Origin of the sequence: Microbacterium koreense (assembly GCF_042677105.1) — a bacterium.
Lineage (GTDB): Bacteria > Actinomycetota > Actinomycetes > Actinomycetales > Microbacteriaceae > Microbacterium > Microbacterium koreense.
Genome location: NZ_JBHTIM010000001.1, coordinates 623,945 through 650,529 on the forward strand (window position 1 = coordinate 623,945; position 26,585 = coordinate 650,529).

A 26,585-nucleotide genomic window follows, 5' to 3' on the forward strand; every position below is an offset into this window, starting at 1 on the left:
ACATGACCGCATTCCTCGACCTGTCGGATCCCGCGTTCGATGTGACGTCGGATGCGGTGCACGCGGCCCGCGAGGAGGACTGGTACGCCGAGACACCCTACGGGTGGGCGATCCTGCGGTACGCCCAGGGCCAGAGCATCCTCAAAGACAGGCGCTTCCAGCAGGGGAATGCTCGGTGGCCTGCACAGAACGGGATCCACGAGGGACCGTGGGCGCAGTGGTGGGGTGAGACGCTCCTGAGCATCGAGGGCGACGACCATCTGCGGCTGCGTCGGCTGCTCGGACCGGCATTCCGCAGCAGGGCGATCGAGAGGATGCGTCCGCGGTTCCAGGCGCTCGCCGACGAGCTCATCGACCGGTTCGCTTCGCGTGGACGGGTCGAGTTCGTGTCGGAGTTCGCCGAGCCGTATGCTTCCCGCATCCTCTGCTTCTTGCTGGGGCTTCCCGATGACGAGTGGCCGGCGGTCGCGCACTGGGCCGATGACCTGGGCAAGTCGTTCGGTGTCAACGTGCGCCATGATCTGCCGCGCATCGAAGCGGCGCTCGAGGGACTCGCCGGTTACGTCGACGGAGTGATCGCCGACCGGCGCCTCCACCCTCGCGACGACCTCGTCACGACGCTGCTCCAGGCGCACGACGCCGACGATGCACTGACGGCCCGCGAGCTGAGCGTGAGCCTGGTCTTCCTCGCTTTCGCGGGGATGGAGACCACCCGCAACCAGCTCGGCCTGGCGCTGCAGACGTTTCTCGCCCAGCCCGATCAGTGGGCACTGCTGGCCGAGCGCCCCGATCTCGGCTCGCGTGCGGTCGAGGAGATCATGCGTGTCAATCCGACCGTGACGTGGGTGACCCGCGAGGCGATCGAAGACGTCGAATTCGACGGTCTGCGCGTGCCGCGCGGCGGGATCGTTCAGGTGCTCTCGCACGCGGTCGGGACGGATCCCCGCACGATGGGGGCCGCCGCCGACATCGACCTCACCGTCGACGACCGCCCGCTCCACAGTGGTTTCGGCGGTGGAGCGCACCACTGCCTCGGTCACTTCGTGGCCCGCACCGACATGAGTGTGGCGCTCCCGCTTCTGGCGCGACGGATGCCGGATGCCGCCCCCGACGGGCCGGGGGAATGGCTTCCGGTGTCGGGCAATACCGGGCCCGTCCGCTTTCCGATCCGCTTCACGCCCGAGGGTCATCGCTAGGATGGGATGTCACCGTCCGACAACGGGGGAGTTAGCCCATGCCAGGCATTGTGATCGTCGGCGTCCAGTGGGGAGACGAGGGCAAGGGCAAAGCCACCGACCTCCTCGGTGACCGCACGGACTGGGTCGTCAAGTTCAACGGCGGCAACAACGCCGGCCACACCGTCGTCATCGGCGACGAGAAGTATGCGCTGCACCTGTTGCCCTCCGGCATCCTCTCGCCGGGCGTCAATGCGGTGATCGGCAACGGTGTCGTGGTCGACCTCGAGGTGCTCTTCGCCGAGCTGGAAGCGCTCAACGCCCGCGGTATCGACACCTCGCGTCTGCGGGTCAGCGCGAACGCGCACATCATCACCCAGTACCACCGCACGCTCGACAAGGTGACCGAGCGGTTCCTCGGCAAGCGTCAGATCGGCACGACCGGGCGGGGAATCGGTCCCGCGTACGCGGACAAGATCAACCGCGTCGGCATCCGCGCGCAGGATCTGTTCGACGAGAACATCCTGCGCCAGAAGATCGAGGGCGCGCTCGAACAGAAGAACCACCTGTTGGTGAAGGTCTTCAACCGCCGCGCGATCACGTGCGACGAGATCCTCGAAGACCTGCTGTCGTACGCGGATCGCCTGCGGCCGATGGTGACCGACACCTCCTTGCAGCTCAACGACGCACTCGACCGAGGCGACGTCGTGGTGTTCGAAGGTGGGCAGGCCACGATGTTGGACGTCGACCATGGGACCTACCCGTTCGTGACGTCGTCGTCGGCGACCGCAGGAGGCGCGGCGACAGGCTCCGGCGTCGGCCCGAACCGCCTCGACCGCATCGTCGGCATCGTCAAGGCCTACACGACCCGTGTCGGATCAGGGCCGTTCCCCACCGAGCTCTTCGACGAACAAGGCGACTGGTTGCGCTCACGCGGCTTCGAGTTCGGCACCACGACGGGGCGCCCGCGTCGTGTGGGCTGGTACGACGCCCCCATCACGCGCTACGCGACCCGGATCAACGGCATCACCGACCTGGTACTGACGAAACTCGACATCCTCACCGGTCTCGACCGGATCCCGGTGTGCGTCGCGTATGACGTCGACGGAACGCGCTTCGACGAGGTGCCGGTGAATCAGTCGGACTTCCACCACGCGAAGCCGATCCTCGAGTACTTCCCCGGATGGAAGCAAGACATCTCGGGTGCGCGCACGTTCGACGACCTGCCGATCGAGGCGCAGAACTATGTGCTCACGCTCGAACAGATGAGCGGGACCCGTATCTCGGTGATCGGCGTGGGGCCGGCACGCGACGCGGTCATCGTCCGTCACGATCTTCTGGACTGAGCCGGCTCCATGCGGTTCCTTCTCGGCGCCTACGGGCCGGACATGGGCGGCTTCGCCGACGGTGTCGGGATGCTGCACGCCGGGGTGGCAGACGATCACCTCGCCGGGGGGTCGCTGACATCGCGTGGCGTCGTCTTCGGCGCCGACTCTCCTTCGTGGATCGCGCGGCATCCCTCGGGGGACGTCTTCTACGCCGCGCTGGAGAAGCGCGGTGTGGTGCAGGGGTTCCGGCGCACGGGCGAGGAGACGTTCGCCGCGCTCGGAGCGCCGCTTCCCGCGGGCGAGGCGACGTGCCATGTGAGTGTCACCTCCGACGGTCGCGGACTCATGGCGAGCAACTGGGCCGACGGCCGTGTCATCTGGGCGCAACTCGATGATGCCGGTGTGCCGAGCCGCCCTCAAACGCTGCCGACGGCTCGCGACCCCTACGGACCCGACGCCGACGTCCCCGAGTCGTCATCTCCCGACCTGGACCTCGCCGCCGCCCGAGCGCTGCGCGATGCCGCCGGCGCGGAGTACGCGCATCTGGTGCCACATGCGAAGGAGCCAGAGACCGCTGAAGACGCGGCGGAATCAGCACGCCCGTCACGGGCACACCAGACGATCGAGGTAGCGCGCGGGTTGTATGCATCGGCCGACATGGGACTGGATCTCGTGCGGTTCTGGCGCGTGTCCAGCGGCGCTCCGCGGGTCGCGCAGGAGGTCGTTCTGCCTCGCGGGACGGGCCCGCGCCACATGGCCCTGCACCCCAGCGGCCATCTCTACGTCGTTACAGAGCTGTCGCGCGAGGTGTATGTGTTGGCATGGCGCACCGATACCGGCGCGGGAGCCTGGCGGGTGGTGTCGGCCGCATCGCTCGGCCCGACATTCGCCGACGACACCGCCGCCGAGATCGCTCTGTCACACGTCGGTGACTTCGTTCAGGTCGGCGTGCGCGGGAGCAACACGATCGCCACGCTGCGGGTGCGGGGGGCCGGCGATTCGCTGGATCCCGTTGCTCTGGTCGAGGCCGGTGTGGACTGGCCGCGGCATCACCGTATCGAGCGGGACACCCTTCTGGTCGCCGGCCAGCGCTCGAACGCCGTCGTCTCGCTCGCGCTCGATGAACGCACCGGTGTGCCGGGGCGTGTCCGCCATCGCGTCGAAACGCCGTCGCCCACCTGCATTCAGTCGCTCGCCTGAGCCGCGCGAGGATCGGCCCGAGGGAGCGTCCGATAGCCGCGATACATCCCGGCAGCACGGGCACCGCCGTCGGGGCCGACGGGGTGCCTTGGTAGCCTGATCCTTTGACGATTCATATGCGGAACCGAGGATGAGAGATACATGCGCGTAGCGATCATTGGTGCAGGCCCCAGCGGAATGGCCCAGATGCGAGCCTTCGAGGCGGCATCACGAGCGGGTGAAGAGATTCCCGAGTTCGTGTGCTTCGAGAAGCAGTCCGACTGGGGTGGCCAGTGGAACTACACGTGGCGCACGGGCCTCGACGAGCACGGTGAGCCGGTGCACTCGAGCATGTACCGCAACCTCTGGTCGAACGGGCCGAAGGAGGTTCTCGAGTTCGCGGACTACACCTTCGACGAGCACTTCGGGCGGCCCATTTCGTCGTACCCGCCTCGCCCTGTGCTGTGGGACTACATTTCCGGTCGCGTCGAGAAGTCGGGTGTGCGCCAGCACGTGCGCTTCAGCACCGTTGTCCGGTGGGTTGACTATGACGACGCGGCCGAGCAGTTCACCGTCACGAGCGAAGACCTCCCCAGCGGCACGACGACGAGTGAGACCTTCGACCGAGTCATCGTCGGCGTCGGGCACTTCTCCTTCCCCCGAATGCCGGATTTCGACGGAATCGAGACGTTCCCCGGACGCGTGATGCACGCGCACGACTTCCGCGGCGCAGAGGATCTCGCGGGCCGCGACCTCCTCGTGATCGGATCCAGCTACTCCGCCGAAGACATCGGCAGCCAGGCCCACAAGATGGGTGCACGCTCCGTGACCGCGAGCTACCGCACAGCGCCGATGGGCTACGAGTGGCCCGACGGGTTTGAAGAGAAGCCGCTGGTGTTGCGCTTCGAGGGCAGTACGGCCCACTTCGCCGACGGCACGAGCCGCGAGTTCGACGCCGTCGTGATGTGCACCGGGTACCTTCACAAGTACCCATTCCTCCCTGACGATCTCGCACTGGACTCACCGAACAACGTCTACCCGGCAGGGCTCTACAAGGGTGTCGTATGGCAGCGCAACCCGCACCTGTTCTATCTGGGTGCGCAGGATCAGTGGCTCACGTTCAACATGTTCGATGCGCAGGCCTGGTTCGTGCGTGATCTCATCCTCGGCAAGATCGAGATGCCGCCGGCTGAGGAGCGACAAGCTGACATCGACACCTGGCTCGCCCGGTTCGAGGCGATCGAGACCGTCGCCGACGAGGTGCGGTTCCAGGTGGAGTACACCGGCGAGCTCATCGAGGCGACGGACTACCCGATGTTCGATCTCGAAGAGGTGATCGAGATCTTCCTGGCGTGGAAGAGGGACAAGAAGGACGACATCATGGGCTACCGTGATCGGACCTACCGGTCAGTGATGACCGGAACGATCGCTGCCACCCACCACACCAGATGGGTCGACGAGCTCGACGACTCGATCGCCCGTTACCTGGCCCCGGTTCCGACGGATGCTGTGGGCGCGGGGGCGCCTCGGGCTCCTCGCTGAGCAACCTCGACGGTGCGGCGCCGTCTCGGCCGAACCGTGCGGCGTCGACACACCGTCAGATCTTGGCGTCCTGCCGTGGGATGAGGACCTGCTTGATGATGAGCAGGATGGAGGCGGTCACGGGGATCGCGACGAGGGCGCCGAGCAGACCCAAGAGCGTTCCGCCGACGAGCGCGCCGATGACGACGAGCGAGCCCGGAACAGAGATCGCCCGACTCATCACGCGTGGAGTCAACACATATGCTTCGATCTGCATGTAGACGAGGTAGGCCGCGGCGAAAATGAGTGCCGGGAGCCATCCGGTGAAGAGCGCGAGACCGGAGGCGACTGCCCAGTAGAGGACCGATCCGACGAGGGGGATCAAGGTGATGCAGAACGCCGCCACCGCCATGAGCGCGGGGAACGGCAGGTCGAGCACGATATGCAGGATGAGCGCGATCATCGAGTTGAAGAACGCGAGGATCACCATTCCCATGAGGTAGCCGCCGATCGACTCGGTGATCTCCGTCGTCATCGAGCCGGCCTTTGCGCGGTTGCGGGCGGCGAAGAGACGGTTGAACGCCTCCTTCATCGTCGGCAACGACGCGAGGAAGTACAGGCTCAGAACGAGCATGATGATGAGGCCCGAGATGGTGGTCGCGATCGAGGCGCCCACCTGCACGATCCCGCCTCCGATCGAGGCAAGGTTCGACGGGTTCGTGATGAACGACTGGATCTGGTCGAGGATTGTGCCCACCTGATCGCCGAAGTTGTCCTGCAGCGTGTGGAAGAGGTCGGAGTTCTGGAAGTCGCTGATGAGGCCCGGGATGTCGTCGATGAACTGCGCGACTTGACGCACCACCGTCGGAACGATCAGCAGCAGAACGCCTGCCATGATGACCGCGAAGCCGGAGTAGACGATCACGATGCCCCAGGGTCGTTCGACGCGCTTCGTCTCCAGCCACCGCACGATGGGATCGAGCCCCAGGGCGACGAAGAGCGCGAAGGCGACGTAGATGACGATCGTCGAGAGGTTTGAGAACGCCAACCCCAGCGCGATGGCAGCCAGGCCTCCGAGTGTCAGGAAGAAGCCTGCGCCGAACGGCGAGTTCAGACTCGCCCAGAAGGTGCGGGATGCGGGTGGCTCCCCGGTGCGTTCGGCAACCGCGTCGGGCACTCCGGCACGGGCGGGAGGCAGCGGATCCGCCGCATCGGATGCGGTGGTGGGGGAGTCCTCGGGGGCGGTCATGCACACACTCTAGGGCTACGGAGCGTGCGGGTAGGGTCGGAGGCATGAGCGAGAACGACCCGACGCAGACGTTGCTGCGCCTGCGCGGCAGCATCGACAACATCGACGCCGCGCTGGTTTTCATGCTCGCCGAGCGGTTTCGCTGCACGAAACAGGTGGGTGACCTCAAAGCCGAGCACGGCATGCCGCCATCGGATCCGGCTCGCGAGGAACAGCAAGTCGCCCGATTGCGTCGACTGGCGGAAGAGGCCGATCTCGACCCGGCCTTCGCCGAGAAATGGTTCAACTTCGTCGTCGCGGAGGTCATTCGCCACCACACTGAGGCAGCAGACTCACGCTGATCGCCTAATCTGAGGGCATGCCCGGTGTCCTCCCGATCGGAACCCTGCTCGAATCGCCCGAATCAGCGCCCGCCGAACTGATCGCCAAGCGATTCAACCGTCACACGTTCTGGTGCGGCCAAAGTGGATCCGGAAAGACCTACGCCCTCGGGGTGGTCCTCGAGCAGGTGCTGGTGCACACCCGTCTGCCGATCGTGGTCCTCGATCCGAACTCGGACTTCGTCAAGCTCGATCAACTGAGACCCGATGCCGACGCGGGCGACGCGGCCGCGCTCCGTGATCGCGACATCCGCATCTTCCGGCCCGGAGGCGAGCGTCCGCTCAAGGCGCGCATGCTCGACATGCCCCTGCGTTCCCAGGCTGCCGTCGCCGGACTGGATCCGATCCACGATGCGGAGGAGTTCAACGCGATGCTGGGCATCGCCGCGGAGCTTCCGTTGATCGGTCAAGGCCACCTGGTGCATCACTTGAGGACCTCGGATGCGGCGATCCGCCATCGCTTGGCGATGCGCTTCGAGAATCTGGGCGTCGCCGATTGGGATTTGTGGGCATGGGGCGGGCGGTCGGTCACGGACGACATCGACGAACGCCCCGATGCGGCCGTGGTCGACCTCGGCGGATTCCCGACGCAGCCGGAGTCGCGGGCGGCAGCACTCGCGGTGCTCGACCATCTCTGGGACACCCGAGAGGAGCGGGTGGGTCGGTTGATCGTCATCGACGAAGCCCACAACCTGTGCCGCCCCGATCCCGTCACCCTGGTCGAGCAACGCCTGACGGAGCGCATCGTGCAGATTGCCGCAGAGGGGCGCAAGTACGGACTCTGGCTTCTGCTGTCGACGCAGCGCCCGTCGAAGGTCCACCCCAACGCCCTGTCGCAGTGCGACAATCTTGCGCTCATGAGGATGAGCTCGCCGCGAGATCTCGACGAGCTGGGCGAGATCTTCGGCTTCGCTCCACAGAACATGCTCGAACGCTCCCCGACGTTCGCCCAGGGTCAGGCGCTGTTCGCGGGGGGCTTCATCCCCTCTGCGGCGCTGGTGCAGATGGGCGACCGCCGCACAGAAGAAGGGGGGATCGACGTTCCCGTCCCCCTGCGCTGACACGCAGTGGCGAGAACGACGACCCCCGCTTCACCGGTGACGCAGGCTCAGGGTGTCGCCCGTCGCAGGCCGACGAAGGACAGCCCGGAGATGACCGCCGCTGCGATCGCGCCGATGCCGATCAGGCCCAGCGCGCCGGCGTCCTGGAGCCACACGAAGACATCGCCCCAGGCGTTGAATCGTGAGATGAAGAAGATCGCTGCGACCAGGAGCAGCCCCGCGCCGACGAGCACGACCGTCAGCCACACGCCGCCGAACCGCTTGTAGATCATCGCCGAGCCGAACCCGATGACGAAGAACAGCATCGCGATGACGAAGTACTCCAGCAGCGCCGCCCACGGCCCGCCTTCCCACAGCCAGTCGAGGTAGAAGAAGTAGCCGTTGATGCCCCAGCCGTCGGTGGCCTGTTCCACCAGACCGCCGAGGACGAACACGATCGCCAGCATGAGCGCGGTGACTGCGGCGGTCAAGAGTGTGCCGAAGAAGTACTCGCGCCGCGTCACGCTCATCGCCTGCGAGAACGGGAACGTGAGCGTGAGCGACTGGACGCCGACCACGAGGAAGTACCACAGCGGGGCCTGCGAGCCACCGCCGGCCTTCGGTCCGTCGTAGGGGATCATCGCGAAGATCGCGAGGCTGATCAGGAACGATGCTCCGAGGACGATCAGCGGGACCCAGATGTAGGTCTGCTTGTTGACGAATTGCATCCGGATGACGTTGAGTGTGCGGTTCATCGGACGGCCTCCTTCGTACCGGTGCGTGACTGTTGGGTCAGGCGCACGATGAGTTGCTGCAGTGACACCGGAGCGACGTCGAGGTCGGCAGCGGCCAGGCGGCTGCGATCGTCGTGGCTGAGCGTGCCGAGCACCGTGACGGAGGTCACGCGCCCGAGGCTCTCCCGGTGGAGGATCTCGCGTCCGCGCACGAACTCCTCGACGGCGTCGCTGTCGCCGACGATCGTCGCCGCGCGGTCGCGCACGGCATCCGTCTCTTCGTCCATCAGGATGCGACCCTCGTCGATGACGATGACCCGCTCCAGCAGGTTCGACACTTCGTCGATGAGGTGGCTCGAGAGGATGACGGTGCGCGGGTGCTTCGCGTAGTCCTCGATGAGTCGGTCGTAGAAGATCTGACGGGCAACGGCATCCAGACCCAGGTACGGCTCGTCGAAGAAGGTGATCTCTGCGCGTGCTGCGAGTCCGATGATCACGCCGACCGCGGAGAGTTGGCCGCGTGAGAGCTTCTTGATCGTCTTCTTCAGCGGGAGGCGAAAATCGCCGATCAGCTGTTCGCACAGGTCTTGGTCCCAATTCGGATAGAACAACCGGGCCATCTTGAAGGCGTGTCGCGGGGTTGCGTCGTCGGGATAGCGCTGGCTCTCACGAACGAAGCACACGCGTTGCAGCACATGTGCGTTCTCATAGGGGTTTTCACCGAAAACACGAACCTGCCCGGACGTGGCGAAGTTCTGGGCCGTGAGGATCGACATCGCGGTCGTCTTGCCGGCGCCGTTGCGTCCGAGCAGTCCGTAGATGGCGTTCTCCTTGACGGTGAAGCTCACGTCATCGAGGGCGAGGGTGTCGCGGTAGCGCTTGGTGAGGTGCTTCACCTCGATCACATCGGTCATCGTGCGGGTCCTTCCGTAATGGTTGTGGTGTCCGACTGCGCGGCACGTTCGCGCAACAGTCGGGCGAGGTCGTCGGGGCTGAGCCCGAGGGCCCGGGCTTCAGCGAGCAAGGGGTCGATGTAGCGGGCGGCGAACTCGGCGCGCCGCTCTGCCAGGAGCAGCTCGCGTGCACCGGCGGCGACGAACATGCCGATGCCGCGGCGCTTGTAGAGCAGTCCCTTGTCCACGAGCAACGAGATCCCCTTCGCCGCGGTCGCAGGGTTGATCCGGTGGAAAGAAGCGAGCTCGTTCGTCGAGGGCGCCTGGCCCTCTTCGCTCAGCGAACCGTCGACGATCGCGTCTTCGATGCTCTCGGCGATCTGGAGAAAGAGCGCTCTTCCTTCGTCCATCCCATGTCCCCTACTCTGTCGGTTACCTACTTCACTAACTAACCATGATGCCGTATCACGATCCTGTCAAGTCCTTCTTCGTAATTTGCGACGTCGAGTGCGTACTGGATACCGTGAGAAGTCGGGCCTTGGGGCCCAGCACGACCAGTCCGCGACCGCTGCCTGCGCTTTCGGCGCGGCGGGGGACGTATGGTCGGCGGTCCAGGCGACGGACCCGACGTGTGTCGCCGCTGGGTGTTCGACACACCCCAACAGGATCGTCACCAGGGCGTAACCGATGCCGCGATTTCCGCGGCCGAGGCCAACCAAGTGACCACATCAACAGATGCGATGCCTGCCGTCCAGGCGGAACACCTCTACAAAGTCTTCGGCCGAAACCCGAAGGAAGCCGTTCGACGCCTGGAAGCGGGTGAGACGCGCGACCAGGTGAAGGATGCCGGTACGGCTGCCGTCATCGACGCGAGCTTCACCGTCGCCCCCGGCGAGATCTTCGTCATCATGGGCCTCTCGGGATCAGGAAAGTCCACGATCATCCGTATGCTCAACGGGCTGCACGACACCACCTCCGGGTCGGTGAAGATCGGTGGCGAGTCGGTTACCGACACGACGCCGAACAAGCTTCGCGAGTTGCGGCGCGATCGGGTGTCGATGGTGTTCCAGCACTTCGCGCTCCTGCCGCACCGGTCGGTGGCAGACAACGTGGCCTATCCCCTCGAGCTTCGCGGAGTCGGCAAGACCGAGCGCCTCGCCAAGGCCGAGGAGATCCTCGCTCTGGTGGGCCTCGAAGGATGGGGCGACAAGCTCCCCTCGGCACTCTCGGGCGGAATGCAGCAGCGCGTGGGCATCGCCCGTGCGCTCGCCGCCGACCCCGACGTGCTCCTGATGGACGAGGCGTTCAGCGCCCTCGACCCGCTCATCCGTCGCGAGATGCAGGAACAGTTGCTCGAACTGCAGCAGAAGCTCCAGAAGACGATCGTGTTCATCACGCACGACCTGAACGAGGCGATGTTCCTCGGTGATCGCATCGCCGTCATGCGAGACGGGCGGATCGTGCAGATCGGGTCGCCCGAAGACATCCTCACCGACCCCGCCAACGACTACGTCGAGCAGTTCGTGCAGGACGTCGACCGTGCTCGCGTGCTTACCGCGGCGAACGTCATGGAGCGTCCGCGGCCCGTCGTCTCCGAGAACGCCGGCCCGCGCACGGCGCTGAAAGAGATGCGCGACGCGAACCTCTCGGCCGCGTACGTCGTCGGACGGGATCGGAAGCTGCTCGGCGTCATCAGCGATCGCGACGCGATCAAGCTGGTCCGCAAGGGTGAGAAGTCGATCGCATCCGTCATCTCACGCGCTCCGCAGACCGTGGCCGAAGACGAAATCCTCATGAACCTCTTCGTCCCGTCGGTCGAATCGCCTCTGCCGCTGACCGTCGTCGATGACGAAGGCCACCTCAAGGGTGTCATCCCGCGTGTCATGCTCCTGGCTGCCCTCGGCCCCGGACCCGGAGCGACGGGAGAGATCAGCTTGCCCGTGCTGCCGCTGTCCAGCACCGAGATCGATGCGGTGCTCGCTCAAGAGCCGGCCGCCGGAACGGAGGAGGTGCGCTGATGGACGGTTTCACGCTTCCTGTCGGCGAGTGGGTCGAGAATGCGGTCGACTGGCTCCGCGACAATCTGACTGCTCTGTTCGAGATCATCACGGTCGTCGTCAAGTGGTCGGTCGAGGGTCTGACCGACGTGCTCTTGGCCGTGCCGGTGCTCATCCTCATCGCGATCTTCGCGCTCATCGGCTGGCTCCTTCGCTCATGGCAGATGGCGCTCGGTACGGCACTCGCCTTCTTGCTCGTCGTGGCCATGGACCTCTGGGTCGCGACCATGCAGACCCTTTCGCTGGTGCTCGTGGCGACCATCGTCGCGCTCATCATCGCGATCCCGCTCGGAATCTGGTCCGCCCGCAACGACACGGTCCGCGCGATCCTCAAGCCCGTGCTCGACTTCATGCAGACGATGCCCGGATTCGTCTACCTGATCCCCGCGATCACGTTCTTCAGCATCGGCGTCGTGCCGGGTGTCGTGGCGACGGTCATCTTCGCGCTGCCCCCGGGTGTCCGTCTGACCGAGCTCGGCATCCGCGGAGTCGACTCCGAGACTGTTGAGGCCGGTCAGGCGTTCGGTGCTACGAAGGGCCAGATCCTTCGCGGCATCCAATTGCCGCTCGCGATGCCGACCATCATGGCCGGTGTCAACCAGGTCATCATGCTCGCGCTGTCGATGGCGGTGCTCGCCGGCATCGTCGGCGCCGACGGCCTCGGAAAGATCGTGGTGCAGTCGGTATCGTCCGCACGTTTGGGTATCGGCGTCGAGGCGGGTCTCGCCGTCGTCGTCATCGCCGTGTACCTCGACCGCGTGACCGCCGCACTCGGAAACCCCGCCGACCACCGCTCGTCGCTGTTGGGGATCATGTCCCGCCGACGCGCAGCGCGCCGCGGCACCTCGGATGCTCCGGCATCCGCATCAGACCAGGCGGGCGAGGAGGCACTTCAGCCCGCCGGAAGCCGCTGACCAGCGGCTGACGGAGCGTGCCCTCGTGCCGCTCCACACCAAGAGAAGAAACGAAACGAACGACGATATACGTGAAGGACTATGTCATGAACAAGCGACACCTCACCGCAGCACTCGCGCTCGGCGCTGCTGCCACCCTGACCCTCGCCGGCTGCGCCGGCGGTTCCGACGACAACAGCGGTGACACCGACGCGGGCGGCTCGATGGAGTCCTGCGACACGATCACGCTCGGCTTCCTCCCCTCGTGGACCGACGGCCTGAGCACCGCGTACCTGCTGGACAACCAGCTCACCAAGCTCGGCTACACGGTCGAGATGGAGACGCTGACCGAGGCGGGCCCCCTGTACACCGGCCTTTCGCAGGGCGACGTCGACATCTACCCGTCGGCATGGCCCGAGCTCACCCACGCGTCCTACATGGAGCAGTTCGGTGACGGCATCGAGGACCTCGGCGCGTACTACGAGAACGCGTCGCTCACCCTCGCGGTGCCGGAGTACGTCGACATCACCTCGATCGACGAACTCGCCGGCAACGCCGACCGCTTCGGCGGCCGCATCGTCGGCATCGAGCCCGGCGCCGGCCTGACCGCACAGACTCAGGACACGGCGATGCCCGAGTACGGTCTGGATGGCGAGTACGAGCTCATCACCTCGTCGACCGCTGCCATGCTCACCGAGCTCGGCAACGCCGTCGACGCGCAGGAGGACATCGTCGTCACGTCGTGGCGTCCCTTCTGGGCCAACGCCGCCTACGGTCTGAAGCACCTCGAGGACCCGATGGGCGCCATGGGCGAGCCCGAGGCCCTGCACTTCCTCGGCACGGCCGGCTTCGCCGACCGTTGCGCCGAGGCCGCCGAACTCATCGCGGGCATCCAGCTCAGCGACGCCGACTACGCCTCGCTCGAGGACATGGTCGTGAACGAGTACGGCGAGGGCCGCGAGGCCGAGGCCGTCACCGCGTGGATCGAAGCGAACCCCGAGGCGTTCAGCACGATCATCGTCGAGTGATCGACGCCGTCGTGATCCGTCAGGGTCGCGGCGGAACCGAGCCGGTGCTTCCGGGGGCGTGATCCCCTGGAGGCACCGGCTTCTTCGTGTCGCCGCGTGGTGCGCCTCCGTCGGCGGGGTGTCCAGGACCGTCGTCGCGCGATTCGGGATGGTGCTCGGGCGCAGGCGTGGTGCGCCCCGTCGAGAGCTCGAGCGCGACCTTCGTCTCGAGAACATTGATCGCGTCGTCGGAGAGGGCGATGAGGCCGTCGAGTTCTTCCCGGACCCGGCGGTAGGCCACCTGTCGTTCGGCGGGCGTCGCCGCCTGGTCGACGGCGACGGACATCAACCGCTTGGCGGTGTCCAGACGTTTGCGCTCGCCGTCGCTGAAGGCTGAGTCCTTGACGCGTCGGGCATCGCGCTCGGCCACGTCGAAGGCGACCTCGTAGTCGACGACGGCGTTGCGGTACTCGCTCAGCTGCTCGGGGGTGAGGCGTGCCTTCGGGGATGCCGGACGCAATCCGTCGGCCACGCGCTGCGCGCGAAGGAACGCCGCCGTGAGGGGCTGGCGTCCGTCACTCATGGCCGGATACGCGATGAGCTTCGCGACGTCGAGTTCGTAGTCGAGCCACCGCGCGGTCACCGCATCATGCGTGGCGAACAGCTTCGCCAACTGGGTCGCCTGCGACTCCTGCGCCGCGGCGGAGTCGACGGTGACGGCGGATGCCGGAGGGGCCGCCGCCCTCAGCTCGCGCTCGGTCCGCATCCTCTCGAGACGATACTGGTGCCGACGCTTCGACGCGCGCTCCCACGACCGGCCCGCTTTGCCGACGATGGCGACGGCGAACGCGCCCAAGGGGAACACCAGCCACCAATAGCCCTGCCAGAGTTGGGCGAACGTCTCCATACCGTCAGCGTACTCAGCGGATTCAGCGTGCCGTCGGGCCCGACCCGGTGCCCCTCGTGCGGCCCGGCACGGGCCAGACCCCCGCGTCGAGCTCGGCGGACCTGGGCGGTGGTGCGGGTGCCGGGGGTGGTACCTCGCCGCGGGGTGGCCGCGGCGGCAACGGAGAGCGGACCTCACGGTGCGCGCGCTTGGCGTCGGCTTCGGCTGCCGAACGAGCCGACCGTTCCGCCTCGGCGAAAGCGCCTTCGGCTGCCGCAACGGCATCTCGGTAAGCGACGAACTGCTCGGGGGTGACCTTGGCCTTCACCGATGCCGGGCGCAATCGAGCCGCTTCGGCGTGCGCCTGAAGGAACGCGAACGTCGTCGGATGCCGTGCGTCGCTCATCTGCGTGAACACGAGCGCTTTCGCGGCATCCGTCTCGTAGTCGAGCCACCCGGCGGTCACGGCGTCATGGCGGGCCATGAGCGTCTCGATCGGCAGAGGTTCGGACGACGTCCCGAGAGCGAGTCGCGCCTGCACCGCCTTGACCCGCGTGCGGGCGGCGCGCACCGCGAGTTGCGAACTGCGGAGGGACTGCTTCGCGCGCTGGAGGTGTTGCTTGGCCGCGACGACCGCAGGCGCGCCCAGAGCGAAGCGGCCATGTTGCGCCTGCGCGGCCTGCACGGCCGCTTGGGCCCCCCGTACATCGGCGCGCGCCGCGAGAACGGCCTTGCGTGCGATGAGCTCTTCGTGCCGGGCGGCATCGAGTTCGATCCGTCGCGCACGCCGCGATCGCGCGGTCACGGCGCTGTATCCCACCGCTCCGGCGCCGGCGGTCGCCGGAGCGATCCACCAGAAGTCCACGAGGAACGCGAGCAGAGGCTCCACGACTCGATGCTAACCGGCAACCCGACGAAGGACGTGGGCGCAGTCATCGCATCAGCCGAAGAGCAGTGCGAAGACCGTGGCCCCTCCACCGACGAGGATGAGCGACACGATGACGACCCACGCCACGACCCTGATCCGCCGCTGCCGCGTCTCGCTGTAGACGCCGTACTCTTCCTCGTCGCTCATGAGAGCAAGCCTAGACGAGCCGCGCTCGGTCGATATGTCGTCGTGCACCTCGACATAGAGCTCGCACAGCATCGCATAGGAGCGCTCCAGCTGATGGCAGGGCAACGGACAGCACGGGTGAATATCACTGAGAGCATGGAACGCCCGACCCGCCGCCGACCCCGCCGCCGCACCGTGATCATCGCCTCGGCGGTCGCGACGGTATTGACACTCTCCAGCGCGGCCGCCTGGGCTGCCGACCGTTATGTGATCGCCCACGTTCAGATCGACGACGTCGCCGCGTACGAAGCCGAGAACTCTCCGACCACGGTCGGGGAGACCGACGGCGCGACAGATCCGGGGGATGCCGTTCTCACCGAAACGTCCTACACGGACGGGCGGGCGACGGTGGAGATCACGAAGGTCGTCACAGGATCGGTCGAATCGACCGTCACGGCGTTTGTCGCCGACGTGGTGCTCACCGATGCAACGGCGTTGCGCAGTGCGTTCGCCCACAACCAGTTCGGCGAGAACATCACCGAACTGACGAGCTCGATCGCAGAAGACAATGATGCCGTCTTCGCGATCAACGGCGACTATTACGGCTTCCGCGACACCGGCATCGTGATCAGGAACGGCGTTGTCTATCGGGACGAGCCGGCTCGCACCGGGCTGGTCTTCTTCACCGATGGCAGCGTTGATGTCTACGACGAAACCACGACGACCGCCGATGACCTCCTCGCGGCCGGCGCCTGGAACACACTCAGCTTCGGACCGGCGATCGTCGAAGACGGCGAGGTCATCGACGGGATCGAAGACATCGAGGTCGACACCAACTTCGGAAATCACTCCATCCAGGGTGATCAGCCTCGGACTGCCGTCGGCGTCATCGACGACAACCACGTGGTCTTCGTCGTCGTCGACGGTAGGCAACCGGGATACAGCGAGGGCGTCACCCTCACGGAGCTCGCCGACATCTTCGTCGACCTCGGCGTCACCACCGCCTACAACCTCGATGGTGGGGGCTCCTCGACGATGTACTTCGCCGGGGACCTCCTCAACAGTCCTTCCAACGGTGGCGAGCGCGCCACCAGCGACATCCTCTACCTCGCGGGGTGATCGACATGTTCGTGCTCATCCCCGCGCTGGAACCCGGGCCACGCCTGCCCGAGCTGATCGACGCACTTCAGTCGGCGGATGCCGATCTCAGAGTCCTGGTCGTCGACGACGGAAGCGGGCCCGAGTACGACGACGTGTTCGCGACGGCCGCCGAACTCGGTGCCCGCGTCATCCGATTCGCCACGAACCGCGGTAAAGGTGTTGCCCTCAAGGCCGGTTTGGTCGAGATCGGTCAACGGGAACCGGGCGTCGATGTCGTCACCGCCGATGCCGACGGGCAACATCACCCCGAGGACATCCTTCGAATTGCCCGGGCACTCCGTGACGACGCGACAACGCTCATCCTCGGATGCCGTGACTTCGTCGGGGAGGTGCCTCTTCGCAGCCGCGTGGGTAATTCGATCTCGCGCACGATCTTCCGCCTGACCGCCGGGTGGGCTCCGGCAGATACCCAGACGGGCCTGCGCGGCATTCCGGCGGCGCTTCTTCCGTGGGCTGTGTCGTTGCCGGGCGACCGATTCGAGTACGAGCAGAACATGCTGCTGCGCAGCCGCGGCGGGGGTGTGACCGTGAGGGAGGTCCCCATCGAGACGGTGTACCTGGAGCAGAACGCGTCGAGCCATTTTCGGCCGCTCGTCGACTCGGTCCGCGTCATGTGGCCACTCGTGCTGTTCGCCGCATCGTCCCTCATCGCGTTCGCACTCGACACCGTCCTCCTTCTCGTTCTGTCCGCCGCCACCGGATCGCTGGTGTTCTCGATCGTCACTGCCCGAGTGATCAGTGCTTCTGTGAATTTCGTCGTCAACCGGCGGGTCGTCTTTCGACACCGCGGACCCGGACGCCTACGAGAGGTGGCACGCTATGCGCTGTTGGCGGCGCTGCTCCTCGCATCGAACATCGTGTGGATGGAGGCGCTGACCCTGGCGGGCATGCCTCTCCTCCTTGCGAAGGTGATCACCGAAGGCGTGCTCTTCGTCACGAGTTACACCCTGCAGCGTGCCGTGGTCTTCCGTCCGGCGACCCCGCTAGGGGCCCTTTCCACGACGGCGACGACCGCGGGCGCTGGGGCGACGTGAGAAACCGGGAGTCGGGTCGGGCGTGGCATCCGACTCGCGTCAGACGCCTTCCGGTGTGACGGGCTCGGCGATGATGTCGCCGAAGGCCGCGGGGAGCGTCTGGCCCGACAGGCCGCGCAACTCGGCGACGGGAACCGTGAACACATCCTGCACTTCGAGCGCGGCGTCGCCGTCGTCGGTCACACCGATGCGCAGCACCGGGTATCCGCGGCCCTCGCACAGCCCCCGGAACTTGACGTCTTCCTCGCGCGGGACGGTCACGATCACGCGACCGCTCGACTCCGAGAAGAGCGCGGTCGCAGCATCCACGCCGTCGCGCTCGCGGATCTCGTCGAGCCATACGCGGGCGCCGACGCCGAAGCGCATGACGCCCTCTGCGAGTGCTTGTGCGAGTCCGCCGCCCGAGAGGTCGTGGGCGCTGGACACCAGCTGCTGTACCCCGGCGGCGTGGAGCAACTGTGCGAGGCGCTTCTCTTGCGCGAGGTCTACGGCCGGCGGTCGACCGCCGAGGTGTCCGTGGACGGTGCCCGCCCACTGCGAACCGCTCAGCTCGGTCGACGTGACGCCGAGCAGGTAGATGTTCTCGCCGGCGTCCTGCCAGCCGGACGGGATGCGCCGTGCGACGTCGTCGATGATGCCGAGCACGCCGACCACGGGAGTCGGGTAGATCGGCTGGTCGCCGGTCTGGTTGTAGAACGAGACGTTGCCCCCGGTGACGGGGATGCCGAGTTCGAGGCATCCGTCCGACAACCCTTCGACGGCGCGCGAGAACTGCCACATGACCTCAGGGTTCTCGGGGCTGCCGAAGTTGAGGCAGTCGGTGACGGCTGCGGGCACCGCGCCGGTCACGGCGACGTTGCGATATGCCTCGGCGAGAGCGAGCTTGGCCCCCTCGTAGGGGTCGAGCTGGCAGAACCTGCCGTTGCAGTCGGTGGCGATCGAGAATCCGAGGCCGGACTCCTCGTCGACGCGGATCATGCCGGCGTCGTCGGGGAAAGACAGGGCGGTGTTGCCGAGCACGAAGTAGTCGTATTGGTTGGTCACCCACGACGTATCGGCGAGATTCGGGCTCGCGACGAGCTGCGTGAACTGGGCGCGGAGGGTCTCGGGGTCGCTCGAGCGGGGAAGTGCTGCCGCCGAGTCGTCACGGAGCGCATCGATCCATGTGGGGTAGACGACGGGACGCTCGTACACGGGACCGTCGACGGCGACCGTCGACGGGTCGACGTTGACGATCTCCTCGCCGTGCCAGAAGATCTGCAGACGACCGTCGCCGGTCACCTCGCCGAGTACCGACGTCTCGACATCCCACTTGCCGGTGACGGCGAGGAAGGCGTCGAGCTTCTCGGGCGCGACGATCGCCATCATGCGTTCCTGGCTCTCGCTCATCAGGATCTCTTCGGGCGTGAGCGTCGGGTCGCGGAGCAGGACGTTCTCGAGGTCGACGGTCATGCCCGAGCCGCCGTTGGCGGCCAGTTCGGACGTCGCGCACGAGATTCCCGCGGCGCCGAGATCTTGGATGGCCTCGACGAGCTCGCCCCGGTACAGCTCGAGACAGCACTCGATGAGCACCTTCTCGGCGAACGGGTCGCCCACCTGCACCGCCGGGCGCTTGGTCGGGCCGCCGTCGGCGAACGTGTCGGAGGCGAGGATCGACGCGCCGCCGATTCCGTCGCCGCCGGTGCGGGCACCGAACAGCACGACCTTGTTGCCGACGCCCGACGCGTTGGCGAGCTTGATGTCTTCGTGCCGCATGACTCCGACGGCGAGCGCGTTGACCAGCGGGTTGCCCTGGTAGACCGCGTCGAAGACGGTTTCGCCGCCGATGTTGGGCAGGCCGAGACAGTTGCCGTAGGACGAGATGCCCGACACCACACCGTGCACGACGCGGGCCGTGTCGGGGTTGTCGATTGCTCCGAAGCGCAACTGGTCCATGACGGCGACCGGGCGGGCCCCCATCGAGATGATGTCACGGACGATTCCGCCGACGCCCGTCGCCGCACCCTGGAACGGCTCGATGTAGCTCGGATGGTTGTGCGACTCGACCTTGAAGGTCACAGCCCAGCCCTCTCCGATGTCGACGACGCCGGCGTTCTGGCCGATTCCCACCATGAGACGCTCGCGCATCTCGTCCGAGACCTTCTGGCCGAACTGACGCAGGTAGATCTTCGACGACTTGTACGAGCAATGCTCGCTCCACATCACGGAGTACATCGCCAGCTCGCCCGAGGTGGGGCGGCGGCCGAGGATCTCGCGGATCTGTGCGTACTCGTCGTCCTTGAGCCCGAGGGCGCCGTAGGGCTGATCCTTCTCGGGGGTCGCAGCGGCGTTCTCGACGGTATCGGCGATGGGGGTGGTCACGCGGCTGCACTCCTGGGATCGGGGATGCCGGACGGGCCAAGTCTAGTTGGGCCGACGGGTGCCGATGACGGATGCCGGGGCCTCCCGCATCCGACGACGAGCTCAGTGCACGGCGCCGAGTTCGACCAGGAGCACGCCACCGACGATCAGGGCGATGCCCGCTGCCATGAGCCAGGTGAGGGGCTCGTCGAAGAGGAGCTTGCTGAGGACCGCGGTGAGCGCGACGCCGGTGGCGGCCCAGATGCCGTAGGCGACCCCGATGCCCATTCCCGAGCTCAGTGTGAGCGCGAGCAGGGCGAACGCGGCGAGGTAGCCGATGGCGACAGCGACGAGCCAGATCTTCTTGCCGTGCGTGGCCATGCGCAACGACAGGGTGCCGGCGACTTCGAAGACGATCGCGCCGATCAGGAACAGCCAGGCCATCAGTGCGCCTCTCGGTTCTTGTGGGCCCGCTGCGAGCCGAGCTCGATGGTCAGCACGCCGAGGACGATGAGGACGATGCCGCCGAGCATGAGCGGCGTGAGCGGTTCGCCGAACAGCAAAGCGGCGAACAGGGCGGTCAACGCGACGCCTGCAGCCCCCCACACGCCATAGGCGACGCCGAGCGGCATGCCGGCGCGCAGAGTGAGTGAGAGAAAGACGAACGCGGTCACGAATCCGGCGACGCACAACGCGTACCAGCCCGGCTGCTCGACGGCCGCTTTGAGCGATAACGAGCCGGTCACTTCGCTCAGGATCGCTCCCGCGAGCAGCAGCCACTTCTTCATGCCTCGACCCTAGCGAGCAGCGGGGGTCGCGGCGGAACGCGAACGACTACCGGTACTCGGGGTTCGCGTCGAACCCGAAGTGCTCGCCTTCTTTCCACTCGGGACTGACGTTGCCGTAAGCCGGAAGCCCGCCGGCATCCTTCAGTAAGCGAGCGAGATGCAGCAGGTTCCAGGTCATGAAGGTCGTGTTGCGGTTGGTGAAGTCGTTCTCCGGCCCACCCGAGCCGGGGTCGAGATAGCTCGGTCCGGGGCCGATTTCGCCGAGCCATCCCGCATCCGCCGCGGGCGGCACCGTGTATCCGATGTGCTGGAGGCTGTAGAGGATCGACATCGCGGAGTGCTTGACGCCGTCTTCGTTGCCGGTGAGCAACGCCCCGCCGACCTTGCCGTAGTACACGTATTGGCCCTTGTCGTTGAGCAGGCCGCTCATGCCGTAGAGCCGTTCGATGAGCTTTCGGGTGATCGACGAGTTGTCGCCCAACCAGATCGGCCCGCCGATCACGAGGATGTCGGCTGCCTCGATGAGCGGCCAGATGTCCGTCGGCCAGGCATCGGTCTGCCACCCGTGTTCGCGCATGTCGGGGTACACGCCGGTCGCGACCTCGTGATCGACGAAGCGGATTTCGGACACCGAGACGCCCTGCGACCTCATGAGTGCGACACTGCGGTCGATCAGGCCCTGGGTGTGGCTGCGTTCCGGACTGCGCTTCAGGGTGCAGTTCACATACACCGCGCGCAGATCGTCGTAGGTCGCGGGAGGTTGATGCTCGGTCATGACCCGCACGCTACGCCGGCCGACCATTCCTCGCCAGGGGTTGCGCGCCGAGCCCGGGTGAACAGCCGGGTGATCAGGCGGGTGAAGACCGGCGCCGAGCGTCGCCCGGAGCCGGCATCTCGCGGAAGCATCGGTTCGTAGGTTCCGACCAAGAGTCTTGTCGGCGCCCGTCCCTCGAAGAGGGACGCCCGATCAGCAGCGCAGCGGGCGCTGGGTCAAGACCGCGAAGACAGGAGAACTGCGCATGTGCACACGAGTGATGTGGCCGGACGCCAACGGATCGGTCATCGTCGGGCGGAACATGGACTTCCACATGGATCTTCTCACCAACCTCTGGAAGCTTCCCCGAGGCATCGAGCGCAACGACGGCGCGAACGGCGCCCTCACCTGGAAAGCGAAGTACGGCAGCATCGTCGCGACGGCGTTCGACCTGATTGCAACCGACGGTATGAACGAAGCGGGATTCGCGGGGCACGTCCTGTGGCTTGCCGAGTCCGACTACGGCAAGCCGGATGAGGACGCCGTGCAGTTGAGCCAGGCCGTGTGGCTGCAGTATTACCTCGACAACTTCGCCACCGTCGCTGAGGCCGTCGCCTGGACGACCGAGTCGCAGGTGCAGATCGCGCAGCTGTTCGATCCAACGGGCCACCTCGTCCCGACGCTGCATCTCGCGATCAACGATGCCAGTGGCGATTCGGCGATCATCGAGTACACCGACGGCAAGCCGACGGTCTACCACAGCCGCGACTACCTCGTGATGACGAATTCTCCGACGTATGACAAGCAGCTCGAACTCGTCAAGAAGGTCGAAGGGCTCGGCGGCGACGAGCATCTGCCCGGCTCGACGCTGGCCAGCGATCGCTTCGCGCGCGCGTCCTACTACGTCGCCCGTCAGGTGAAGCCGACGACGCAGATCGAGGCCATGTCGGCCATGTTCAGCATCATTCGCAACGCCGCGCAGCCGTTCCGCACCCCTGAGCCCGGCAAGCCCGACGCGTCTCAGACGATCTGGCAGGTCGTGCTCGATCTGACGAACAAGCGCTACGCGTTCGAGTCGACGACGCGACCGAACACGGTGTGGGTCGACCTCGACGAGGTCAGCTTCACCGAGGGAACGAAGGTCCTCAAGCTCGACCTCCTGGACCGCCTCGCGCTCGAGGGCGGTCTGGTCGGCAACGCCAGCCACAAGTTCACCGACCCCGGCGAACTCGCCGAGGACGTCCTGGCGGCGGGCCTCACGGTGCTCGAGTGGATCGCGCGCAAGAAGGACGATTTCCTCGCGGTCAAGCAAGCCGTGCAGGCGCGAGTGGGCAGCTCGCACTGAGGCGAGGCGCCCCGGTCGCGCGCGGCGGCCTCGAACCGATGCGCAGCCGCTGCGGGGCCGGTCAGCCTTCGACGCGTGAGTGATCGCCCAGCCGGTGCCACGCACGGTTGTGGTAGACCAGGCCGTCTCCGCCGGCACCCGGTTCGGCGTCACGGGCGATGTGCGACTGCAGGGCGTGGGCGGCGATGACCGATGCGGTACCGGCATCCATCCGATTGACGACGGCGCAGCGCACCCACGCGCGCACGTCACGGAACACCGGCTCACCGGTCACCAGGCGCGACCAGCGGTGGGTCTCGGCGAAGCGATCGACACCGCGCGTCGCGCCGAGCTTCGCCACCTCGAGATCATGCGCATCGAGCAGGTGCACCACGACCGTGTCGGCGCGTGAGAACGCCTCGGATGTCGAAGACAGCGCCGATACCGAGAACACCAGAAGCGGGGGTTCGGCGCTCACCGACGCCACCGACGTGGCGGTCAAGGCGACGGGACCGTCGCCGGCGTCGGCGGTGACCACTGCGACACCCCCGGGGTGTCCGCGGAACAGCGCCTTGAAGTCGTCGGGCGACAGGGACGACGAGAAACCAGGCGCCGAGGGTTCGAGGTCGACGCGCGGGGCCGACATCCGCTGATCAGATGTCACGGTCTGTCACCTCGTCGCGCACGATCGCCGCCCCCGCGGTCAAGGAGCTGAGCTTGGCCAGAGCCACGTCACGGGGGAACGGCGCCATGCCGCAGTTCGTGCTCGGGATGAGTTTGTCGGCATCGACGAAGTGGAGCGCTCGCCGCAGGGTATCGGCGACCTCGTCGGGCGTCTCGATCGATGGGTCCGCCACATCGATGGCACCGATCATGACCTTCTTGCCGCGGACGAGTTCGATGAGGTCCAGCGGCACATGCGAGTGGTGCGACTCGAGTGAAATGATGTCGATCGTCGACTGTTGCAACAGCGGAAACGACTCTTCGTACTGTCGCCACTGCGACCCGAGTGTCGCCTTCCACTCGTTGTTCGCCGCGATGCCGTAGCCGTAGCAGATGTGCACGGCGGTCTCGACGTGCAGCCCCTCGGTTGCGCGCTCGAGCGCCGCGACACCCCAGTCCTTGACCTCGTCGAAGAACACGTTGAACGCCGGTTCATCGAACTGGATGACGTCGACCCCGGCCGCTTCGAGCTCCCGCGCCTCCTGGTTGAGGATTGCCGCGAACTCCCACGCGAGCCTCTCCCGGCTCTTGTAGTGGGCGTCGTAGAGCGTGTCCACCATCGTCATGGGTCCCGGCAGCGCCCACTTGATCGGGCGATCGGTCGCGGCGCGCAGGCACGCGGCATCCTCGACGAAAACCGCCCGCGGGCGCTCCACCGCGCCCACGACGCTCGGCACGCTCGCGTCGTACCGATCGCGGATGCGGACCGTCTGGCGCCTCTCGAAGTCGACGCCGCTCAGGTGTTCGATGAACGTCGTCACGAAGTGCTGACGCGTCTGCTCTCCGTCGCTGACGATGTCGATCCCGCGGCGCACCTGTTCATGGACGGCGATGCGCAGGGCGTCCCGGGTGCCCTCGGTCAGGTCGGCGCCGTCGAGCTTCCACTCAGACCAGAGCTTCTCGGGCTCGGCGAGCCAGGACGGCTTCGGCAGGCTGCCGACGATCGCCGTCGGCAACAGCGTGTGCACGGGCGAATCTGCGCCTCTCATGCGGCTTGCGCCGGATAGTCGGAGGCCCAGCGCCGCAGGAGGTCACGGTGGGGTGCGATGAAATGCTCCTCGGCGTAGGTGCCCTGTGTGACGGCCAGCCGGCTGCGCTCCGCCCGGTCGTAGTCGATCTGCGTGCGGGAGAAGTCCTGCGACTCGAGGCTCGGGCGGTAGACGGCCGAGGCGGTCGAGTTCGCGTTGTAGATCTCGGGCCGGTAGATCTTCTGGAACGTCTCCATCGTGCTGATCGTGCTGATCAGTTCGAGGTTCGAATAGTCATTGAGTAGGTCGCCACAGAAGTAGAACGCCAGGGGTGCCACGCTGCCCTCCGGCATGAAATAGCGCACCTTCAGTCCCATACGGGCGAAGTACGCGTCCGTGAGAGACGGGTCGTCTTGCCGGTACTCGACACCGAGAACCGGATGCCGGTTGTCGCTGCGGTGGTAGGTCTTGCTCGTCGAGACGCTGATGCAGATCACCGGCGCCTTCGCGAATCGTTCGCGATAGACAGCTGAGGAGACGAAGTGTCGGTACAGCTTGCCGTGGAGGGCGCCGAAGTCGTCGGGGATGGACGGGGGTGTCGTGCCGTCGCTCAGAGAAGGGAGCACGACGCTGAAGTCGAAGTCGCGCACATACGACGAGAAGTTGTTCCCGACGATGCCGTGATGGAGCGCTCCGGTGCGGCTATCGACGATCCGCGTGTCGAGGACTTCGAGAAGGGGGAACGGCCGTGACGCGGGGGACTCGGTGACGTCGACCTGCACCGACACGATGTCGAGCTCCACGCGGTAGCGGTCGCCGGTGGGGTTGTCCCACCGCGCGAGGTCATTGAACCGGCGGTCGATCATCGCGAGGGTCTTCCGTAGATTGTCCTGCCGATGTTCACCTCGCGCCAGATTCGCGAAGTTCGTGGTGAGTCGCGATCCTTCGGACGGCATGTAGTGCTCGTCGAAGGGGGTGGTGGTGATGCTGAACGTGAACGCGCTCGCCATGGTGGCCATCCGGTGGGTGCGGGGCCGAGTCCGGCCGTCGGAAGAGGTGCCTCCATCGTGCGGTCGATACGCAGATATCGGGTAACCAGACCTGACTATGCGCTGATATAGAGTCTGCCTATGTCCAGAGGGTCTGCATCGCAAGGGTCGAGTGGCCTGACGCTGCAACAACTTCGCTACTTCATCGAAGTGGCCGCCGAGGGGTCGATTTCGGGGGCCGCGGACGTGCTCTACGTCGCCCAGCCGACCATGTCGGCGGCGATGAAAGACCTGGAGGCCCGTGTGGGTCGTGCGCTGCTCGTGCGCTCCGCGCGTGGGGTCACCCTGACTGTCGACGGCACCGAGTTCCTCGGCTACGCCCGCCAGGTCGTGGAACAGGTGGCGCTCCTCGAACAGCGGTACCTTGGGCGGCCTCCGGCGCGGCGCCTGTTGGGGGTGTCGGCGCAGCACTATTCGTTCGCTGTCGACGCGTTCGTACGGATGGTCAACGCCTCGCCCGCTGCCGAGTACGAGTTCTCGCTCCGCGAGACCCGGACGTGGGACATCATCGAAGACGTCCGTACGCTGCGCAGCGAGATCGGCATCCTCTATCGCAATGACTTCAACCGTAAGGTGATCGACCGGCTGCTGCGGGACTCGGGGCTGACGTTCCATCCGCTGTTCCTCGCCGAGCCGCACATCTTCATCTCGCGCAGCAACCCGCTCGCCGCCCACGAACTGGTGACCCTCGACGACCTCGAAGGACTGCCGCGCCTCACGTTCGACCAGGGCGCGAACAACTCGTTCTACTTCGCCGAGGAGATCCTCTCCACCATGTCGAGTCCGCGTGAGATCCGGGTCTCGGATCGCGCGACGATCTTCAACCTCATGATCGGGCTCGGTGGGTACACGATCTCGACCGGCATCATCAGCGACGAACTCGACCCCGAGATCGTCGCGATCCCGCTCAAGGTCGACGAACGGATCGAGATCGGATGGATCGACCACACCGCGATCCCGCTCACCGAACAGGCGCAGCGCTATCTCGACGAAGTACGGGTCGTCGTCGCCGAGTTCGGTGTGACTCTGCTGGGATGACGCGCCGGCC

The 26,585-nt window shown here is 66.3% G+C and carries 27 protein-coding genes; 13 read left to right on the plus strand and 14 right to left on the minus strand.

Annotated features, from left to right (window positions below; translation table 11 throughout):
• Positions 1 to 2 precede the first annotated feature (2 nt).
• The 4 genes from ACFQZV_RS02835 (at position 3) to ACFQZV_RS02850 (ending at position 5,224) form a co-directional block, all read left to right on the plus strand.
• Complete coding sequence (locus ACFQZV_RS02835) at positions 3 to 1,196, plus strand: cytochrome P450 (RefSeq protein WP_378752511.1); 1,194 nt, start codon at positions 3 to 5, stop codon at positions 1,194 to 1,196.
• A 38-nt stretch (positions 1,197 to 1,234) separates the two neighbouring features.
• Positions 1,235 to 2,521, plus strand: a complete 1,287-nt coding sequence (locus tag ACFQZV_RS02840) for an adenylosuccinate synthase (RefSeq protein WP_378752513.1) — start codon at positions 1,235 to 1,237, stop codon at positions 2,519 to 2,521.
• A 9-nt stretch (positions 2,522 to 2,530) separates the two neighbouring features.
• Positions 2,531 to 3,703, plus strand: a complete 1,173-nt coding sequence (locus ACFQZV_RS02845; protein ID WP_378752515.1) for a lactonase family protein — start codon at positions 2,531 to 2,533, stop codon at positions 3,701 to 3,703.
• A 141-nt stretch (positions 3,704 to 3,844) separates the two neighbouring features.
• Positions 3,845 to 5,224, plus strand: a complete 1,380-nt coding sequence (locus ACFQZV_RS02850) for a flavin-containing monooxygenase (RefSeq protein WP_378752517.1) — start codon at positions 3,845 to 3,847, stop codon at positions 5,222 to 5,224.
• A gap of 55 nt (positions 5,225 to 5,279) precedes the next feature.
• Here the strand turns inward: ACFQZV_RS02850 and ACFQZV_RS02855 are convergent, their stop codons facing one another.
• Positions 5,280 to 6,452, minus strand: coding sequence for an AI-2E family transporter (locus tag ACFQZV_RS02855; protein WP_378752519.1), 1,173 nt, complete (start codon positions 6,450 to 6,452; stop codon positions 5,280 to 5,282).
• Between the two features lie 44 nt (positions 6,453 to 6,496).
• Between ACFQZV_RS02855 and ACFQZV_RS02860 the strand changes: the two genes are divergently transcribed.
• Both ACFQZV_RS02860 and ACFQZV_RS02865 read left to right on the plus strand, forming a co-directional pair.
• Positions 6,497 to 6,793: a chorismate mutase gene (locus ACFQZV_RS02860; RefSeq protein WP_378752521.1), complete on the plus strand. Its 297-nt coding sequence runs from the start codon at positions 6,497 to 6,499 to the stop codon at positions 6,791 to 6,793.
• Positions 6,794 to 6,810: 17 nt separating this feature from the next.
• On the plus strand, positions 6,811 to 7,893 hold the full coding sequence (locus ACFQZV_RS02865) for an ATP-binding protein (RefSeq protein WP_378752523.1): 1,083 nt from the start codon (positions 6,811 to 6,813) through the stop codon (positions 7,891 to 7,893).
• Positions 7,894 to 7,940: 47 nt separating this feature from the next.
• Here the strand turns inward: ACFQZV_RS02865 and ACFQZV_RS02870 are convergent, their stop codons facing one another.
• From ACFQZV_RS02870 to ACFQZV_RS02880, 3 genes are read right to left on the minus strand one after another with little or no spacing between them, the layout of a single operon-like run.
• Positions 7,941 to 8,627: a hypothetical protein gene (locus ACFQZV_RS02870; protein ID WP_378752525.1), complete on the minus strand. Its 687-nt coding sequence runs from the start codon at positions 8,625 to 8,627 to the stop codon at positions 7,941 to 7,943.
• Positions 8,624 to 9,520 carry an ABC transporter ATP-binding protein gene (locus ACFQZV_RS02875; RefSeq protein WP_378752527.1) on the minus strand — a complete coding sequence of 299 codons (897 nt, stop codon included), beginning with the start codon at positions 9,518 to 9,520 and terminating at the stop codon, positions 8,624 to 8,626. The genes ACFQZV_RS02870 and ACFQZV_RS02875 overlap by 4 nt, the downstream gene beginning before the upstream one ends.
• Complete coding sequence (locus tag ACFQZV_RS02880) at positions 9,517 to 9,909, minus strand: GntR family transcriptional regulator (protein ID WP_378752529.1); 393 nt, start codon at positions 9,907 to 9,909, stop codon at positions 9,517 to 9,519. The genes ACFQZV_RS02875 and ACFQZV_RS02880 overlap by 4 nt, the downstream gene beginning before the upstream one ends.
• Before the next feature lie 330 nt (positions 9,910 to 10,239).
• On the opposite strand from ACFQZV_RS02880, the gene ACFQZV_RS02885 reads away from it, so the two are divergent.
• The 3 genes from ACFQZV_RS02885 to ACFQZV_RS02895 all read left to right on the plus strand — a co-directional run bounded on the left by ACFQZV_RS02885 (position 10,240) and on the right by ACFQZV_RS02895 (position 13,477).
• Complete coding sequence (locus tag ACFQZV_RS02885; RefSeq protein WP_378752639.1) at positions 10,240 to 11,517, plus strand: quaternary amine ABC transporter ATP-binding protein; 1,278 nt, start codon at positions 10,240 to 10,242, stop codon at positions 11,515 to 11,517.
• Positions 11,517 to 12,470: an ABC transporter permease gene (locus ACFQZV_RS02890; protein WP_378752531.1), complete on the plus strand. Its 954-nt coding sequence runs from the start codon at positions 11,517 to 11,519 to the stop codon at positions 12,468 to 12,470. The genes ACFQZV_RS02885 and ACFQZV_RS02890 overlap by 1 nt, the downstream gene beginning before the upstream one ends.
• Before the next feature lie 86 nt (positions 12,471 to 12,556).
• Positions 12,557 to 13,477 (plus strand): glycine betaine ABC transporter substrate-binding protein, encoded by a 921-nt coding sequence (locus ACFQZV_RS02895; protein ID WP_378752533.1) that lies wholly within the window; start codon positions 12,557 to 12,559, stop codon positions 13,475 to 13,477.
• A 19-nt stretch (positions 13,478 to 13,496) separates the two neighbouring features.
• On the opposite strand, the gene ACFQZV_RS02900 is transcribed toward ACFQZV_RS02895, so the two are convergent.
• Genes ACFQZV_RS02900 through ACFQZV_RS02910 form a run of 3 tightly spaced genes read right to left on the minus strand, consistent with a single transcriptional unit; the run spans position 13,497 to position 15,417 of the window.
• A complete protein-coding gene (locus ACFQZV_RS02900; protein WP_378752535.1) occupies positions 13,497 to 14,363 on the minus strand; it encodes a hypothetical protein in 867 nt (288 codons plus the stop codon).
• Between the two features lie 22 nt (positions 14,364 to 14,385).
• Positions 14,386 to 15,231, minus strand: coding sequence for a hypothetical protein (locus ACFQZV_RS02905; RefSeq protein WP_378752537.1), 846 nt, complete (start codon positions 15,229 to 15,231; stop codon positions 14,386 to 14,388).
• A 51-nt stretch (positions 15,232 to 15,282) separates the two neighbouring features.
• Entirely contained in the window at positions 15,283 to 15,417 is a 135-nt protein-coding gene (locus tag ACFQZV_RS02910) for a hypothetical protein (RefSeq protein ID WP_378752539.1), read from the minus strand.
• 135 nt (positions 15,418 to 15,552) lie between these two features.
• On the opposite strand from ACFQZV_RS02910, the gene ACFQZV_RS02915 reads away from it, so the two are divergent.
• A complete protein-coding gene (locus ACFQZV_RS02915; RefSeq protein ID WP_378752541.1) occupies positions 15,553 to 16,515 on the plus strand; it encodes a phosphodiester glycosidase family protein in 963 nt (320 codons plus the stop codon).
• Between the two features lie 5 nt (positions 16,516 to 16,520).
• Positions 16,521 to 17,591 carry a GtrA family protein gene (locus tag ACFQZV_RS02920; protein ID WP_378752641.1) on the plus strand — a complete coding sequence of 357 codons (1,071 nt, stop codon included), beginning with the start codon at positions 16,521 to 16,523 and terminating at the stop codon, positions 17,589 to 17,591.
• Positions 17,592 to 17,630: 39 nt separating this feature from the next.
• Here the strand turns inward: ACFQZV_RS02920 and purL are convergent, their stop codons facing one another.
• From purL to ACFQZV_RS02940, 4 genes are all read right to left on the minus strand, one after another.
• Entirely contained in the window at positions 17,631 to 19,952 is a 2,322-nt protein-coding gene (gene purL / locus ACFQZV_RS02925) for a phosphoribosylformylglycinamidine synthase subunit PurL (protein WP_378752543.1), read from the minus strand.
• 102 nt (positions 19,953 to 20,054) lie between these two features.
• The gene (locus ACFQZV_RS02930) at positions 20,055 to 20,375 is read right to left on the minus strand and encodes a DMT family transporter (protein WP_378752545.1); all 321 of its coding nucleotides are present in this window, start codon (positions 20,373 to 20,375) and stop codon (positions 20,055 to 20,057) included.
• A complete protein-coding gene (locus ACFQZV_RS02935; protein ID WP_378752547.1) occupies positions 20,375 to 20,719 on the minus strand; it encodes a DMT family transporter in 345 nt (114 codons plus the stop codon). Before ACFQZV_RS02935 ends, ACFQZV_RS02930 begins: the two co-directional genes overlap by 1 nt.
• Positions 20,720 to 20,765: 46 nt before the next feature.
• Positions 20,766 to 21,494 carry a flavodoxin family protein gene (locus ACFQZV_RS02940; protein ID WP_378752549.1) on the minus strand — a complete coding sequence of 243 codons (729 nt, stop codon included), beginning with the start codon at positions 21,492 to 21,494 and terminating at the stop codon, positions 20,766 to 20,768.
• A 244-nt stretch (positions 21,495 to 21,738) separates the two neighbouring features.
• On the opposite strand from ACFQZV_RS02940, the gene ACFQZV_RS02945 reads away from it, so the two are divergent.
• Positions 21,739 to 22,818, plus strand: a complete 1,080-nt coding sequence (locus tag ACFQZV_RS02945; protein ID WP_378752551.1) for a linear amide C-N hydrolase — start codon at positions 21,739 to 21,741, stop codon at positions 22,816 to 22,818.
• A gap of 61 nt (positions 22,819 to 22,879) precedes the next feature.
• Here the strand turns inward: ACFQZV_RS02945 and ACFQZV_RS02950 are convergent, their stop codons facing one another.
• Genes ACFQZV_RS02950 through ACFQZV_RS02960 form a run of 3 tightly spaced genes read right to left on the minus strand, consistent with a single transcriptional unit; the run spans position 22,880 to position 25,498 of the window.
• Complete coding sequence (locus tag ACFQZV_RS02950) at positions 22,880 to 23,443, minus strand: flavin reductase family protein (RefSeq protein WP_378752643.1); 564 nt, start codon at positions 23,441 to 23,443, stop codon at positions 22,880 to 22,882.
• A gap of 7 nt (positions 23,444 to 23,450) precedes the next feature.
• Positions 23,451 to 24,488 carry a methionine synthase gene (locus ACFQZV_RS02955; protein WP_378752553.1) on the minus strand — a complete coding sequence of 346 codons (1,038 nt, stop codon included), beginning with the start codon at positions 24,486 to 24,488 and terminating at the stop codon, positions 23,451 to 23,453.
• A gap of 17 nt (positions 24,489 to 24,505) precedes the next feature.
• A complete protein-coding gene (locus ACFQZV_RS02960; RefSeq protein WP_378752555.1) occupies positions 24,506 to 25,498 on the minus strand; it encodes a putative oxygenase MesX in 993 nt (330 codons plus the stop codon).
• 120 nt (positions 25,499 to 25,618) lie between these two features.
• On the opposite strand from ACFQZV_RS02960, the gene ACFQZV_RS02965 reads away from it, so the two are divergent.
• Positions 25,619 to 26,575: a LysR family transcriptional regulator gene (locus tag ACFQZV_RS02965; protein WP_378752557.1), complete on the plus strand. Its 957-nt coding sequence runs from the start codon at positions 25,619 to 25,621 to the stop codon at positions 26,573 to 26,575.
• Positions 26,576 to 26,585 lie beyond the last annotated feature (10 nt).